Genomic DNA, 15,516 nt, shown 5'->3' with positions numbered 1-15,516 from the left:
TACCTAACTGTGGAAAGGAATGATATAATAAAAACATTGTCATTAATTTTAACTTCAATGAAATCATTACGATTATGAAGTTTTATATAATGAATGAAAAGGCTACAGGGCACCGCACAGACGATGTGCAGGAGAGGGAAAGGGCAGAAGAGCATTGAAACAGACAGAGAGTTCGAATTTGCAAGAAGGACGGCGGCTGAAATGAAGTCTAATCGGTTGTCGTCACAACGTCGTTATATGCCAGGTTTGGATGGATTAAGAGCACTGGCGGTCATCGCAGTCATTGTGTATCATCTGAATCCGGATTGGTTGCCGGGTGGTTTGTTGGGTGTAGGCGTCTTTTTTACTTTGTCGGGGTATCTGATTACAGATATTCTAGTCAGTCAGTGGGATACATATCATAGTTTTAAAATGAAAGATTTCTGGGTGCGTCGTGCCAGAAGGTTGCTGCCTGCCATGCTGACGGTTGTGGCTGCCATTGTCCTGTGCTCGTTGCTTTTCGATCCGTCACGGCTTACGGCCTTGCGCGGAGATGTACCTGCCGCATTGGTGTATATGAGCAATTGGTGGTTTATTTTTCATCAGGTTTCGTATTTTGAAAGTTTCGGCCCTCCTTCTCCGCTTGGGCATCTGTGGTCGCTTGCGGTGGAGGAGCAGTTTTATATCCTGTGGCCTTTACTGCTGGCGCTTGGACTAAAGTACATGCCCAAGCGTATTGTACTGGCCGGATGGGTGATTTGTCTGGCGTTAATATCCGCGCTCCTCATGGCCGTGATTTACGTACCGGGAAGCGATCCGAGCCGGGTATATTATGGCACGGATACACGCGGCTTCGCTCTACTGATTGGTGCGGCGCTGGCCTTGGTATGGCCAAGCGGCAAGCTGAAAGAGCATGCTTCTGCGAAGGCGCGCTTGCTTCTCGATGGCGTCGGTGCAATCAGCTTGCTGTTGCTATGCCACTGGGCGTGGGCCTCGAATGAATATGATCCATCTCTGTACCGCGGCGGCTTGCTGGGGATTGCTGTGGTCACTGCTATTGTGGTCGCAGCGTTGGCACACCCAGTGAGCCATCTCGGTCGCCTGCTTGGACGCAAGCCGCTACGCTGGATAGGCGCCCGTTCCTACGGACTGTATCTATGGCATTTTCCAGTTATCACGCTAACTACACCTCAGGTGGACACCGATGGTGTGCATGTGATGCGTATCGTTATACAATTGCTAGCTACCATACTGCTGGCGTCTCTCTCGTTTAAATATGTCGAGGAACCGATTCGGCACGATGGATTCCGGCACTGGATTGCAGGAATTCGTTCAACGGTTCGCCGACAGGTACGGTGGAGATGGGTCTCTACAACCGCAACAGCAATGCTTTGTATAGGTATTGGTGTGGGTACAGTTCACCTGTACGTGGTATCTCCTGACGCAACGTTGCAGGCAGCATCTAGTGATGAGAAGCCAATTGCAAAGGCAAAGGCGATGCCGCCGCTTCACGGAACGGTGTCCGTAGCTTCCAAGGAGCCTACAGCCATCAAGTCACAAGGAGTCCAGGACAGTAAAGCTCCGTCCCAAGCCCAGACGCCTAAAAACACGACAGTCAAGGCTGGTACTGCGGATGGCGTTACGACGACGGAACCTTCGACTACATCCAAACAGGCTAAGTCTATGACAGGCGATGGTTCGAGCGTGACCGCCATTGGAGACTCTGTCATGCTCGATGTACAGTCGTACATTCAGGAATACTTCCCGGGGGCCGTTGTGGATGGACGGATCGGCCGTCAAATGACGGAAGCCCCTGCTGTACTGGAGCAACTGAGACAGAACGGACAGCTGGGTAAGACGGTGATTATTGAACTGGGTACGAACGGCGCTTTTACCAAGGACCAGTTATCTGATCTGCTCGCCAGCCTGAAGGATACGAAGCGTATTATACTTGTGAATACCCGTGTACCACGGCCCTGGGAGAGCATTGTGAACAAGCATCTTGCCGAAGCTGCATCCCAAGATCCGCGAATTACAATGATTGACTGGTATGCAGCAAGTTCTGGTAAAGACTCATATTTTGAGCATGATGGAGTACATTTAAAACCTAAAGGCGCTAAAGCCTATGCATCTTTGCTGGCTGAGGCCCTAACGAAGCAATCTTAATGAGCAGAACCGCAATGATATTCATAAATTATGCAAATGCAAGATAAGAAACCACCGGGAAGTAGGTTGTCCGTCCCCTGGTTGAAGTGCACCCTTAAACTTTCATTGGCTAAACCTCAGAGTTTTGCAATGTTCGTTGTAAGGTGCCCTTTCACCCTGCTCCGGTGGTTTTTCTTATTTTAGTGTGGAGGTACATAATCTAATGGAAAAGGGTTATTCACATAGTAGAACAAGTGAGCACCGCTTGAAGAGGAACAGAAGAAGGCTGATACTGATTGCTATTATATTATTTGTGGCAGGCTGTATTACTTTTATTGCGATAAAGGTTTCGGATAGCAAGCCACACGCGCCGACCCAGGAGCTTGCTAAAAAAACGGATTCCGGCTCATCAAATGTTAAAGCCAGCGCAGGGGCAAAGGGTAAAGCGGCCTCTCCAAAAAATGATCCCGATGTAGAAGACGGTGCCTTTGTCGAAAAATATTTAAATCAGCAAATGCTAGGGCAAATGCCCGATGGAGCTGATGGTAAAAAAGTGGCCTACTTATCCTTTGATGATGGTCCGTCCGTGACGGTCACACCTCAGATATTAGATATTCTGAAAAAGCAGAAGGTCAAGGCAACCTTTTTTATTGTAGGTAAAGAAGCCAATGAAAATGAGCATACCAGGAACCTTATCAAAAGAATTGTCAAAGAGGGTCACGCGATAGGAAACCATACGTACTCACATAATTATAAATATTTATATCCGAACAGACGAGTAAATACGGATCATGTTATGCAGGAGATCGAGAAGAACAATCAGGTTCTAAAAAGTATTCTGGGGCCAGAATTCTCCACCAGAATGATCCGCTTCCCTGGGGGCCACATGACATGGAACAGAAGAAATCCACAGGGAATGGCTGCTCTGGATAAGGTTTTGCGTCAAAAGGATTACCATCAGGTGGACTGGAATGTATTAACGAAGGATGCAGAGGGAAGATCCAAGAAAGCACCGGCACTAATCAACCAGTTTATAAGGTCAGTCAAAGGTCGAGAAAAAGCAATCATACTCATGCATGACACCTATGGTAAAGAAGAAACGGCCAAAGCATTGCCGCAAATTATAGAATATCTGAAGAAACAGGGATATGAATTTAAGGTTATGAAGTAAGATATATATGAGAAAAGGACGGGGCTGATCGCCACCGTCCTTTGTGCTATCTAAGAGTATATAGTCCGCATCGTTTAGATGCGCTCCGCTTCTCCCATCGCCTGAATGAAAGCGCCAATACCTTTGGGATCGTTAGTTATAATCGGCTCACTGATATAGTAAGCGAAGGTACCATCCCGGCGATCTTTACCACCCAGACCGCTTACTTGTACTGTTTTGTTCAGATTCACAAGTCCTTCTTCAGTAATCGTGATAAACTCATCAATAATACCTTTACGGATGATTTCCGCCTCTTGACGATAATGCTCTGGCAGATAGCCTTTGCGAACACCTTTGGCAATAGCATATAGAATCATGCAGGAAGCAGATGCTTCCAGATAGTTGCCTTTCACATGGCCCAGGTTGAGCACCTGATAAAAGACGCCGCTTTCCTTATCACGCACTTTCAGCAAGGCCTCCAGTGTTTCGTTCAGCATATCGATCAAGACGGGACGATCTGCATGATCTTCTGGGATGTAGTCCAGCACGTCGACGAGTGCCATGACAAACCAGCCCATTGAGCGGCCCCAGAAATTTTTGGAACAGCCTGTTTCCGGGTTGCACCAAGGCTGCTCCAGCTTCTCATCCCAAGCGTGATAGAGCAGACCTGTTTCAGGATCACGCGTATGCTTGTAGCATAGCTTGAATTGCAGGGTCACATCATCAAACTCTGATGGATCTCCGAATTCGCGAATAAACTCAGCATAGAACGGGGCACCCATGTACAAGCCGTCAAGCCAAATTTGATACGGATAAATTTGTTTATGCCAGAATGCGCCTTCGCTTGTGCGTGGATGTTTTTCCAACTGACTGCGTAATTGGAAGGCTGCCTTTTTATAGCGTTCATCTCCTGTGGCACGATACAGAGTGAAGAGCAGCTTACCGTTATTTACGTGGTCAATATTGTATTCATCTACTTTATAGCGCTGAATCACGCCATTTTCGTCAACAAAGTGATCCATATGTTTTTTTATATATTCCATATACTTGGGATCACCTGTCAGTTCGCCAACCCATTCCAGACCTCTGTAAATCACGCCATGGTCATATTCCCATTTCTCATAACGTTCTGGACTCCGTTTAAGCACGGATTCGCTCATACGTACAGCCCAGGATTCTGTTTTTGTAGGATTGGTTGTTGGTTGCGAAGTTGAATTTGCCATGATACAGTCACCTCTTCAGTAAAGTTTAATCTGTAATTGTTATTGCTGATTACATAGACGGAGTGTGTGTCTTAGGGTCAACGGGTCTGCTCTTGAAGCCCACATTGTTGTTGCCCCAGCACCGCTCGTAGCTGAAGCCTGTCAGCTGTTCGAACACTTTGCGAGCCTCTGGCTTGGCTGATTTCATCGAGCCGCCGTTTTTGAGGCGGTCAATCTCGGCGATTAGCTTCTTGTGGCTGTCAATATCCAGCTTCATTACAACAGAAGCAATCATCCCGATGATCGCGAGAACAATCGTACCCACCACGAGTACATAAAAGATAGCGTGCTGAGCAGAGACTGGCTGACTTTCAGCTCCGGATACAAAGCCAAAGTGCTGTAACACCCAGCCGAGAATGAAAACGACAACGGCCCGCACCATTTTTCCGGCAAAAGTCATCATACCCGCATAAATACCTTCCCGGCGACGACCAGTCAACGCTTCATCCACATCGGCAAGGAATGTGTATTGATTCCAAGGAATGTAGTAGACGCCACCCGTACCAAGTCCCATGAACAGTGTGATGACATATAGCCACATCATTGTATTAGAGGCTCCCGTCATATAGAGCAGGCCATAACCTGCTACGCTAAAGCAAACGACGACGAGTGCGGCGATGAAAGGCATACGGAACCCTTTACGCACACAGAATTGGATGAAGAAATAGGTAGAAATTAATTGAATGACAGAGTTAAAGCTGTTCAGATTGGATACCATCTCCGAGCTTTGGAACAAGGAGAAGACAATAAAGTACGTAAAAGCTGAAGTAAACAGCCACTCGGCTGAAAATCCGCCCAGGTACATGCCGAGATGATGACGGAACGTCTTGACCCGAAAAGTGGAGGAAATGTCGATAAACAACTTTTTCATGGAATCTATAAAGGAAAGCGGAGCTTCACCTTCCAGTTCCTTTTGCAGTTCTTCACTTGGACGTTCCCAGGAGTTTTTGTACAAGAAAGCCATGGCAATCAGCAGAATTGCTGCAAAAACGAGACCGGTATACAAGAAAGGTAATGGAGAGTCTTTGCCGTAAGCAGCAATAAAGCGACCAGGGATAAAAGCGGCAGCAAAATTGGCGATTTTACCAAACATGGCCTTCCATCCAGTCAATCTGGAGCGTGCGCCGAAGTCTCGGGTCATCTCAGACGCTAGTGCTTCATACGGCACCATGACAGAGGTGTACACCAGTTCAAACAGCACGTACGTACTCAGGTAATACCAGAAGCCCAGCCCATCTATCCAAAGCATCGGATACACGAGCATCAGCGGGATACCCATCATGATGAAAAAACGGCGTCTGCCGAATTTACGGCCTAAGCGGGTTCGGTGAAAGTTATCGCTGATAAAGCCCATGATCGGATTGCTGACCGCATCTATGATGCTGGCAACAGAGAAAATGGCTGCGGCCTGAACAGGAGACAGTCCGCAAAAGGTTGTATAAAAGTACATTAACCATGCACCGCTAATAGCAAGTGCGCCACTTCCCAGCATGTTACCGCTTCCATAGGCAAGTGTATGTTTCAGTGTGATTTTTCGTTCCATGATCTGTTCACCTCATATTTTGTCTGGTTATGAGGACAATCACCGGTCGCTATATTATGCAGAATTGTCTAGGTTGGTAGATGGGCCAGGCGTCCTGATTAGGTAGGGCTTTTACCGTGCTCCTATATTTCCGCTCGGAGTACCCGAGCCAATCAGATCGCTTCCTTTGGCCAGCTTAAGGAAATCACCCAGCTGGATGGAACCGTCTGCGCCTCGAGTGATGGAAGGCACGAGACTGACAAAGTCGTCTGCACTAGCTGCGAGACCTTTGGCATTCGTCGTTTTTTTGTTTTTCCACCAAACGTTTGAGTTATCTTGATCTGTGCCACTTGTTTTATCACTTGCTTTCCCTTCAAAAGAAAGATTGTTAATGAAAGCGTGTTCACCCTTGTCAAAGGCGAAATTGCTTTGTCCATTGTCCCATGAAGTATTGTTGGTCAAAGTAATGGTGCCAGGGTTGCTATTGTAGGTGAAACCATGTTTTTTGTTTTGGAAAGCAATACTGTTTTTTACAATATGGTTGACTTTGATTTTGTCTCCACCCAGCTTAAAGCCGTTGCCGTCACTGTTCGCAGTAGACGTTCCATCAGAGGTTTGCCCGTTGTGATGGGCCACACTGTTCAAAATGGTTACGGCACCGATAGGGCCTGTTTCCGTTTTGCTGTATAGATCCCAGCCATCGTCTACGTTGTATGCTGCCAAGCAGTTATCGAACACGTTGCCTGATCCTACAGTCAGTTTGGCTGCGAAGCCATCGGCATCCTCGCCATTATCGGGATCGGCATTATCGTGAGAGTAGGAATTCAAAATCAAATTGTTCGCAGGCCACTCACTGGTGGAAGCGTTAGGGGAATAACGCCCGAGCTGGAGTCCGGTGTCCCGATTGTGGTGGGTTTCCACATTTTCAATTCGGTTATTACTGCCGCCGATATAGATACCGTTATCTCCGGCACCTTTGACTTCAAGACCTTTGACCAGCCAGAAGTCTCCGTTAAGCTGAAGTCCCCGATTGGCTGAACCAAAGGCCTGAGCAGAAAAATCAAGTACAGGCTTTTCGCTACCGTAAGCGACTAACCCCTTGAGTGAGCCGTTACTGCCGTTATTTCCACGCTGAATTGTAATCGTTGAAGAGTAGGCGTAGTTACCACCGCGCAGGTAGATGGTTTTACCAGGAGCAATTTGTGTCAGTGCTGCTTCGAGGGTGGTAGGACTAGATATCGTGCCTGGATTGGACACGTTACCATTAGGAGCTACATACAAATCACCTGCCGCTAACGTGGTGGAAACAGCTGCTGAATCGGTTGCGCTGACGGCCTCCTCTGTGAGTGTGGTAGAGGGGAGGTTGTTGGATGGAACATCTGCGTAAGCGGTTCCAATAAGGCAAGAAGAAGCAAAAACAAAAGAAACACCGAGTCTTAGAGCGTTAAAGCCGTTTTTTGAACGATCATTCCGTTTAAACATGTAAATTCCTCCTTATCTGAGCTCATATTTTAAAAGAAGATAGCACATATAAAAGCGACTCATGCTGTCTTTCCATTAAAAAACAGGACACCTCCTGGGGGACAGATTGATCCATCATAAGTCCAAAACGCTCTAAGAAGTATATGCACAGTGTAATATATGTTAACGTTTGCATCAACAGTTTTTTATTGTTTTTTTGATATTGTGAAAAAAAGTTCACACTTTTGTTTCAACTAAAAATATGGTTTTGCCAGGCTGGGAAAATTTGATTATACTTAAACATTATACATATAATAGAAATGAAAACTGTGAGAAAAGGTGGGTTTAGCATATGGAGAGCGGGAAGCATTTGACGAGTTCAACTTCCGAACCATTGCAGGAGAAGCGACCGCGAATGAACAAGGAGATGATTGATTGGCTTAAGGCAATTATTGTTGCCATTGTGCTCGTGTTCATTATACGTTGGCTGTTATTTGCGCCATTTATTGTTGAGGGAGCATCCATGGAACCGAATTTCAAAACAGATGAACGAGTGGTCGTGAATAAGGTAATTTACGATTTTCGTGACCCCAAGGCAAGCGAGGTTGTTGTATTCCATGTAAAAAAGGAACAAAAGGACTTTATTAAGCGTGTTATTGGAGTGGCTGGAGATACAATCCAGTATCAAGGTGATCATCTTTATGTGAACGGTAAGAAAGTAGAGGAGCCTTACATTCAAGGAGCTATCCAAGATGCTCACGCTAAGGGAGAATTATATAATAATGTGGACTTTCCAAACGGAACCATAACCGATTCCAAGGTTCCTGAGGGGTATATTTTTGTGATGGGTGACCACCGCAATAATAGTAGAGATAGCCGTGCTATTGGTTTTGTTTCCATCAAGGACATTGTTGGACGTGCGGATGTGATCTTTTGGCCGATGGATAGCGCGCAATGGGTTAAGCATAAATAATGCCAAAGCGCCTAAGGGTGGTTGCTCACTTTAGGCGCTTTTTCAAACTCATTATATGTTTTTCGTAAACGGGTCAGGCAGTCTGCGCCAGTCCTGTTCCATCTCTTCAGGAGTTAGCAGTGTCTCATCCAAGCTTCGTTCGACTTCTTCCCGGTTCATATCGATACCAATAAATACGAGTTTGGTAACTCGGTCCCCGTATTTTTCATCCCAATCGGGTGTTTTTTCAAAATCATCCCCGAGATAGTATTGTCGTTCTTCTTCAGTCAAAGCAGACACCCATAGTCCTGCGCGTGCGAATTGTTTGGAGCTCCCCGCCTGACTGAATGTAAAAGCAGTGCGGTTTTGCGTGGCGAGCCACACCAATCCCTTGGACCGTACAACCTCAGTAGGCCATCGAGCCAGCCATTTTAATAAACGTCCGGGATGAAACGGGATTTTACGCTTGTACACGAACGAAGCAATGCCATATTCCTCTGTCTCCGGTATGTGCTCTTCCTTGTTCATTTCCTGTATCCAACCCGCTGCCTGACTAGCTGTTTCAAAATCAAAGCGATGCGTGTTTAAAATCTCTTTTGGGTCCACTCTACCGTATTCGGAACGGATGATTTTGGCGTGCGGTTGAATGCCGCGCAGCGCCTTTTCCAATCGTTCGAGTTCCTCTGGGGATACCAGATCGCATTTATTAATGATTAGCACGTCACAAAATTCCACCTGCTCTATGAGCAGATCAACAATACCGCGTGCATCCTCTGCCGCCATTTCCTGTCCGCGATCCTTAAGGGAGTCTCTAGAGTAGAAGTCTTTCCAAAATTCAGGTGCGTTCACGACGGTGACCATTGTGTCCAATCGGGTCAGCTTGGTCAAATCAATTCCATTTTGCTCATCTACATAACTGAAGGTTTGGGCCACCGGAATGGGTTCACCTATACCTGTAGACTCAATAAGGATATAGTCGAATTTTCCTTCGAGCGCCAGTCGCTCTACCTCTTTTAATAAATCTTCGCGCAAGGTGCAGCAGATGCAGCCGTTAGACATTTCTACCAGCTTCTCATCCACACGAGATAATCCTCCACCGTCGCGAACGAGATCGGCATCCACATTAACCTCACTCATATCATTAACGATGACAGCTACCCGTAAGCCTTCCCGGTTGTTCAGTACGTAGTTCAGCAGTGTGGTTTTGCCGGAACCGAGGTACCCACTTAGCACCGTGACCGGTATTTTCTCTTCTCTTTCCATAGCGTTTGCCAACGTAATCACTCATCCCTTCGAAAGTTTTATAAAATGTCGAATGTACAGTCGTGGCTGTAATGCATGATAGGAAAGCAGTAGCTCTTTTCGTTTTGTTTTTAAATAGTAATGATTACGAATAATAAAATTAGTAAATCATTTAAGTGAGTAAATGTCAAGGAAGGTGGCGCCTACCTATAAGGATAGTAGTATTAAGAATGGAAGAGATACTGAAAGCGCTAGGCAAGTTTAAGGCTTAATATCCTACTGTACATAAGTACGGGCATGGACATCACGAAGACAAGAGGACTTGCGTAAACTTTACGCAAGTCCTCTTTGGGCCATCTGTAAGGGTGTAGTTGTCTCAGCCTTTGACGGCCCCGGCCACTACGCCCTTAACAATGTATTTTTGCAGAAAGATAAATACGATAATGGAGGGCAGCACAGCCATTACCATTGCGGTCATGGCATATTGCCAGTCTGATGTATATTGCCCAACGAAAGTATAGGCAGCCAGCGTAAGTGTTTTGGTGCTGGGTGAGCCGTTAACCATGAGAAGTGGAAGCAGAAAATCGTTCCATATCCACATCACGTCGATAATAACAATAGTGGCGGTGACCGATTTCAGCAACGGGAAGATGACGGAAAAGAAAAGTCGAAAGCCTGAGGCTCCATCGATCTTGGCGCTTTCGTCAATTTCGACCGGAATGCCTTTCACAAAGCCGTGATAGATAAACACTGCCAGCGGGGCTCCGAAACCCCAGTACAGCAGGCCAAGTCCCCAAGTGCTGTCTGCCAAATTCAAGTCTTTCGCCAGTCGCAAGACAGTGAGCATGATGGACTGAAATGGAATCAACATCGGCATAATGCACAGCATGTAAATGGCGGAGCTCCACTTGCTTTTCGTCCGTGCCAGCTTATAAGCAGCGATGGAGGATATCAGCACAATGCCTGCCAGCCCGAGCACAGTGATAATCGTGTTATTCAGAAATAAACGAGGATAGTCAATGAACTTCCATACGTATACGTAGTTATCCAGCGAAAGCTGCTTGGGCAGCGCAATGACGTCGGTCATGACCTCGGCGAAGCTTTTGAACGAATTATTAATGGCGAGAAACAGCGGGTACAAAAATAACAGCGATAATACAATCATGCCCGCTTCCAGCAAAATACGTCCTGTACGGCTGCGTTGCATCAGGCTTCAACCTCCCTGCGTTTGAAAATAGACAATTGAATAATCGTAATGACCAGCACTGCAACGAATAAAATCAAGGCTTTGGCTGTTCCGTAGCCATACAGATTGTTCTGGAACGTATCTCGGTAAATATCATACGCAATGCTGTATGTCGTACCTCCTGGCCCACCGCCAGTCAGAGATAAAATGACGTCAAACACCTTGATCGAGTTGGTCAGTGCCATGAAGACCGAGATCGTAATCGAGGGTGCGAGCATCGGCAAAATAATACTGAAAAATCTCCGGATCGGCCCTGCTCCGTCCACGATGGCAGCCTCTTTTAGATCCTCAGGTACAGATTGCAAACCTGCAATATAAATGACCATGTAAAAGCCAATGGATTGCCAGATGGATACCGCCAAAATGGAAATAAACGCGAGCCCTTCCTCGCCTAGCCAACTGAACTGGAAGATGCCCCAGCCTGTACTGTGGCCCAGAGACTCAAAGCCTTGCATAAAGATGAATTTCCATATAAAGCCGACAATAACGAGGCTGAGGATATAAGGAATAAAGAAAGCCGCGCGCAGCCAGGCCGAGCTTTTGAGCTTCATGTCGAGGACGAGCGCCAGCAAAATAGCCAGCACGTTTACCAGCACAATGTACAAAATGGCGTATTTGATTGTAAACCAGGCTGCATGTGCAAAGTTAGCGTCTCCGAGCAGGATTTGCTTGAAGTTATCTAGACCCACGAATTTCGGATGTTTGGATATGCCGTTCCACTTGGTCAGGGAATAGCGTATCGTCATCAAAAACGGAATATAAAATGCAATTGTAATGCACAAGATTACGGGCAGTGTGAATAAACCAAATTCCAGCTTGCTGCCCTTGTCGCCCCATGTTCCCCTTTTTTTCAGCATAACGCACCTCTTTTTCTCAGCATTTTCCGGTCTTTCGCTCCAAGCTGTTTAAGATATAATGAAAGTATAGGATAGCCCCTAGGGCCGGACCAATGGATTTAAGAAAACAGTTGAGGGTAAAAATGTGTACGCTTTCAAAAGGAGCGGTTATCATGATGTCAGGGCGTGTAGGAACAATTCTTCGATCCATGTGGAAGCGGATTACGCAAAAATTAGTGAACAAGCTCATTCTGCTTTTTACCTCGGTGATTATTCTGGTGGTGGGCTCACTCACGATTATTTCCTATCAGATGATTGAAAAGGAGTCGGTCAACCATAGCATCGCCAGCACGACGAATAATCTGCTGCTGGTCAATCAGAATTTGGAGGATTACTTGGAGGGGATGCAGCAGCTGGCTCTGCCACAGCTTCGCTATAACGATATCATGAACGCGATTGCTAATGAGAATCGGGACTATGCTGCACGAATGGTCATTGAAAATTACTTGCGCAACATGTTTTATTCCCGCAATGATCTGGAAGCGATCTATCTATATGTGGCGGACCGCCATCAATACTACGTAGTGACTAGGGAGACATATAACATAACGGTACGCAAAGGAATAAACACGGATCTTCCCAAGCTTCCCTGGTATAAAGAGGCGATGGCCAGCACTGCAAACGAATCTTTTCAATCCTTTGTGGAATCCCGCTCTGATATGGGCTATGTGGCGCCGCAAGCCAGCTTTATGGCTTACCATCGAGTGCTGAGATCGATTGCATCCCGTCACCCGCAGGCAGTGTTGTCCTTTTATTACAACACGAGCGCTGTAGATGAAATCATGCGGAATATTCCACTGGCTAAAGGGGACCAACTGATGCTGATCAGCCCCGAACGGGTTCCCTTTTATGTGAACAGTCTTCCGCTGTATGAACGAATGCGTGATTCTGGAGTATTGGCTCAGATTGGAGAGGGAGGAAGCGGACAAGTAACGTGGCCAGACAGCAACAGCAACCAGGAGTATTTGGTCGTTTATGATGCAGGCGAAAAGGACGGGTGGCAGCTCATCAAGCCGATTCCATACCGCCAAATTTATGAGGCAGCTACGACCACACGGAATTGGAGTTATGTCATCGGGGCTTTATTTTTAGGTGTGTCTATTATTTTGGTGACATTGACCTCGAACGCGATTACCCGACCTTTACATAAGCTATCTACCCAGATGAAACGGTTCAGCACCGGAGATTTTGAGGCAAGGGCTCCTGTGAAGGGGCACGACGAGATTGCCTATTTGTCGCTGCATTTTAACGAAATGGTCCAAAGAACCGAAGAACTTATTAATGAGCGCTATCGTATGAAGTTGGTCGAAAAGAATGCCATACTCAAGGCGCTGGAGGCTGAGATTAATCCCCATTTTCTGTACAATGCCTTACAAGCCATATCCACACAGGCATTAAAGCGGGAGATGTTCGACATGGCGGATATGGTCGATGCATTGGCCCAAACTCTGCGCTATTCCATCAACGGCAAGGATATTGTAGCTGCCCGCGAGGAGCTCAGGCATATTGAACGGTATATAGGTCTGCAAAAGGCAAGATTCGGGGCGAGGCTTCGAGTCGAAGTGGTATGGGAGGACACGCTGATGGAGCTGCCGATTCCGAGATTATCCGTGCAGACGTTGGTAGAAAACTCTATCAAGCATGCGCTGGAAAAAGTATCAAGCGACATTCTGATCGTCATTTCGGCCGAATCAGGTGCTACAGACGCTACAATTGCAGTCAGGGACAACGGACCTGGAATTTCAGAGGACAAGCTGAAAGTAGTGCTGGATTCGTTCGATGAAAAATGGGAAGACCGGGAGAGCGAGCATATTGGCCTGAAAAATCTGAACACACGGTTGAAACTTTTGTATGGAGATCAGGCAGGGTTATTCATACTTACGGATGAAACAGGAACAGAAATGAGAATGCAAATTCCCCGGGGAGGAGTCAGCCATGTATAACGTATTGATTATTGACGATGAAGAACCGTTACGCGAAGCCATTCGTATTGTTGGAGACTGGGATCGTCTGGGTATCGAACATATTTATGAGGCGACGAATGGAAAGTTGGGAATGGAGCTGCTGGGTCAGCATCCTATCGATGTGGTGATGGTCGATATGAAAATGCCGGAGATGAATGGCATCGAATTTCTTCGTGTTATCGAGAAGGCATATCCCCATCTGCTGACGATTGTCATTAGTGGCTACAACGACTTTGAATTTACACGACAAGCGATTCAATCGCGGGTGGTAGATTATCTGCTCAAACCTATCAACCGCCAGGATCTGAATCAGGCACTGCGCAAGGCGGTGGACATTCTGGAAAGCCGTAAGCAAAGCCAAGACGAGTTCATTAATCAGAGCATTACGCTAAATATGTCACTACCGAAGCTGAAAGAAAAGCTCTATATGTCCATTTTGGACGGTAGCTTTAAAAAGCAGGCCAATACCGCGTTGCTGCCATTGATTGGAGCAGATCAGCAGGGGAACCGCTTTGGCGTGATCGTGCTGCGGCTGCTGAACAGGGATGAGATTCGCAGGACACGTTTTCATGGCGATGCCGATCTGATGGATTTTGCTGTAACGAATGTATTAGCGCAGACATCAGATGAACGGTTGCGTTGTTTTAGCTTCTCCCATCCGCGAAGAGAGCGTGAGGTCGTTTCTATCTGTACCCTGGCCTCAGGACAACAAGAACATATGTCCCTCCTACTGGCACAGGTGGCACAGAAGGCGGTTGCGAACCTGCATGGGCTGTTCAATATGGTGGTAGCAGCCGGCGTGGGCAAGCTCTGTACAGACGTAGTGGAGCTGGCTTCTGCTTATAGGGATGCCAAGACGCTCATTCATAGCACGGATGTGTTGAAGTTGGAAGGAGAATCTATTCTCCATACGGTGCCCCGGCAAGTGGGTGCGTCAGAGGAAGTGCCATGGACGGATCGACTGTTGTCGATCCAAAAGGATGCTCAGACCGGTCAAGCAAACCGGGCAAAGGTACTACTGAGCGATCTGTTGAAACAATTGGCAGCAGGTTCTGTTTTCCGTTTGCAGGATGCGGATCGATTGCTGCGGGAGTTCCATTTTTTACTGAGAGAAGCAGCGATTGAGCTGGGTACGCCTATGTCTACGCCTAATCAGGAGGAAACCTTAGGAGAACTGGGGCGCGTGGTTGAAGGCAATCTGTCTGCTGATTTTACGAGCTTTGCCGACTACAGTCAGAGATTACACCGCATGCTGGAGCTTTACATTGCCGGGGTCCAACATGCACAAGCGGGAAACCAGCCCTTTGATATTACAGAGATCAAAAGGTATATCGACCGTTACTATTTTGAAAATATCAAAATCTCGTTTTTTGCCGAAACCTATTTTTTGAGCCGGGAATATCTGATGAAATTGTTCAAACAGCAGTTTGGTTACGGCATTCACGAATATGTACAGAAGGTCAGAATGGACAAGGCAAAGGAACTGCTGGGTGATTCCAGTCTGAAAATTCAGGAAATTTCCGATATGCTCGGTTACAAGGATAAAAACTATTTTAGTAAGGCTTTTCGCAATTATTATCAGGTGTCACCGTCGGAGTATCGCGTGAGCCTGCAATAAACCACTTTTTTACCCTTAACGCTTCACTAATCTGCCTTTTTAAATTGGACTATATTTTTTAGAATGAGCGCATGGACGT

General features: G+C 46.6%; 11 protein-coding genes. 5 read left to right on the top strand and 6 right to left on the bottom strand.

Annotated elements, in window-relative coordinates:
- The first annotated feature begins 93 nt into the window (after positions 1–93).
- Both OIU26_RS12465 and OIU26_RS12460 read left to right on the top strand, forming a co-directional pair.
- Positions 94–2,145, top strand: coding sequence for an acyltransferase family protein (locus OIU26_RS12465; RefSeq protein WP_264217005.1), 2,052 nt, complete (start codon positions 94–96; stop codon positions 2,143–2,145).
- 202 nt (positions 2,146–2,347) lie between these two features.
- Entirely contained in the window at positions 2,348–3,295 is a 948-nt protein-coding gene (locus OIU26_RS12460) for a polysaccharide deacetylase family protein (protein WP_264217004.1), read from the top strand.
- A gap of 74 nt (positions 3,296–3,369) precedes the next feature.
- On the opposite strand, the gene OIU26_RS12455 is transcribed toward OIU26_RS12460, so the two are convergent.
- The 3 genes from OIU26_RS12455 to OIU26_RS12445 all read right to left on the bottom strand — a co-directional run bounded on the left by OIU26_RS12455 (position 3,370) and on the right by OIU26_RS12445 (position 7,540).
- The gene (locus OIU26_RS12455; protein WP_013373705.1) at positions 3,370–4,497 is read right to left on the bottom strand and encodes a glycoside hydrolase family 88/105 protein; all 1,128 of its coding nucleotides are present in this window, start codon (positions 4,495–4,497) and stop codon (positions 3,370–3,372) included.
- A 49-nt stretch (positions 4,498–4,546) separates the two neighbouring features.
- Positions 4,547–6,079 carry an MFS transporter gene (locus tag OIU26_RS12450; protein WP_064962769.1) on the bottom strand — a complete coding sequence of 511 codons (1,533 nt, stop codon included), beginning with the start codon at positions 6,077–6,079 and terminating at the stop codon, positions 4,547–4,549.
- Positions 6,080–6,190: 111 nt separating this feature from the next.
- On the bottom strand, positions 6,191–7,540 hold the full coding sequence (locus OIU26_RS12445) for a right-handed parallel beta-helix repeat-containing protein (protein ID WP_264217003.1): 1,350 nt from the start codon (positions 7,538–7,540) through the stop codon (positions 6,191–6,193).
- A gap of 331 nt (positions 7,541–7,871) precedes the next feature.
- Between OIU26_RS12445 and lepB the strand changes: the two genes are divergently transcribed.
- Positions 7,872–8,492 carry a signal peptidase I gene (gene lepB / locus OIU26_RS12440; protein ID WP_264217002.1) on the top strand — a complete coding sequence of 207 codons (621 nt, stop codon included), beginning with the start codon at positions 7,872–7,874 and terminating at the stop codon, positions 8,490–8,492.
- Positions 8,493–8,543: 51 nt separating this feature from the next.
- On the opposite strand, the gene OIU26_RS12435 is transcribed toward lepB, so the two are convergent.
- From OIU26_RS12435 to OIU26_RS12425, 3 genes are all read right to left on the bottom strand, one after another.
- Positions 8,544–9,746, bottom strand: a complete 1,203-nt coding sequence (locus tag OIU26_RS12435; protein WP_436449141.1) for a GTP-binding protein — start codon at positions 9,744–9,746, stop codon at positions 8,544–8,546.
- Between the two features lie 343 nt (positions 9,747–10,089).
- Positions 10,090–10,920 (bottom strand): carbohydrate ABC transporter permease, encoded by an 831-nt coding sequence (locus OIU26_RS12430; protein ID WP_013373701.1) that lies wholly within the window; start codon positions 10,918–10,920, stop codon positions 10,090–10,092.
- A complete protein-coding gene (locus OIU26_RS12425) occupies positions 10,920–11,816 on the bottom strand; it encodes a carbohydrate ABC transporter permease (protein ID WP_264217001.1) in 897 nt (298 codons plus the stop codon). The genes OIU26_RS12430 and OIU26_RS12425 overlap by 1 nt, the downstream gene beginning before the upstream one ends.
- Positions 11,817–11,938: 122 nt before the next feature.
- Here OIU26_RS12425 and OIU26_RS12420 point away from each other — a divergent pair, with 122 nt between their 5' ends.
- A complete protein-coding gene (locus OIU26_RS12420; RefSeq protein WP_264217121.1) occupies positions 11,939–13,798 on the top strand; it encodes a sensor histidine kinase in 1,860 nt (619 codons plus the stop codon).
- The gene (locus OIU26_RS12415) at positions 13,791–15,437 is read left to right on the top strand and encodes a response regulator (protein ID WP_264217000.1); all 1,647 of its coding nucleotides are present in this window, start codon (positions 13,791–13,793) and stop codon (positions 15,435–15,437) included. Before OIU26_RS12420 ends, OIU26_RS12415 begins: the two co-directional genes overlap by 8 nt.
- Positions 15,438–15,516: the final 79 nt, after the last annotated feature.

Origin of the sequence: Paenibacillus sp. BT-177 (assembly GCF_025846815.2) — a bacterium.
In the GTDB taxonomy this organism is placed as follows: domain Bacteria; phylum Bacillota; class Bacilli; order Paenibacillales; family Paenibacillaceae; genus Paenibacillus; species Paenibacillus polymyxa_C.
The sequence above is the reverse complement of the archived record's forward strand: the minus strand, read 5'-3'. Positions and strand labels throughout refer to the sequence as shown.

Excerpts from the sequence above, each read along its gene's own strand:
- OIU26_RS12465 (WP_264217005.1), top strand. The coding sequence starts at position 94 with ATGAAAAGGCTACAGGGCACCGCACAGACGATGTGCAGGAGAGGGAAA.
- OIU26_RS12460 (WP_264217004.1), top strand. The coding sequence starts at position 2,348 with ATGGAAAAGGGTTATTCACATAGTAGAACAAGTGAGCACCGCTTGAAG.
- OIU26_RS12455 (WP_013373705.1), bottom strand. The coding sequence starts at position 4,497 with ATGGCAAATTCAACTTCGCAACCAACAACCAATCCTACAAAAACAGAA.
- OIU26_RS12450 (WP_064962769.1), bottom strand. The coding sequence starts at position 6,079 with ATGGAACGAAAAATCACACTGAAACATACACTTGCCTATGGAAGCGGT.
- OIU26_RS12445 (WP_264217003.1), bottom strand. The coding sequence starts at position 7,540 with ATGTTTAAACGGAATGATCGTTCAAAAAACGGCTTTAACGCTCTAAGA.
- lepB (WP_264217002.1), top strand. The coding sequence starts at position 7,872 with ATGGAGAGCGGGAAGCATTTGACGAGTTCAACTTCCGAACCATTGCAG.
- OIU26_RS12430 (WP_013373701.1), bottom strand. The coding sequence starts at position 10,920 with ATGCAACGCAGCCGTACAGGACGTATTTTGCTGGAAGCGGGCATGATT.
- OIU26_RS12425 (WP_264217001.1), bottom strand. The coding sequence starts at position 11,816 with ATGCTGAAAAAAAGGGGAACATGGGGCGACAAGGGCAGCAAGCTGGAA.
- OIU26_RS12420 (WP_264217121.1), top strand. The coding sequence starts at position 11,939 with ATGTGTACGCTTTCAAAAGGAGCGGTTATCATGATGTCAGGGCGTGTA.
- OIU26_RS12415 (WP_264217000.1), top strand. The coding sequence starts at position 13,791 with ATGTATAACGTATTGATTATTGACGATGAAGAACCGTTACGCGAAGCC.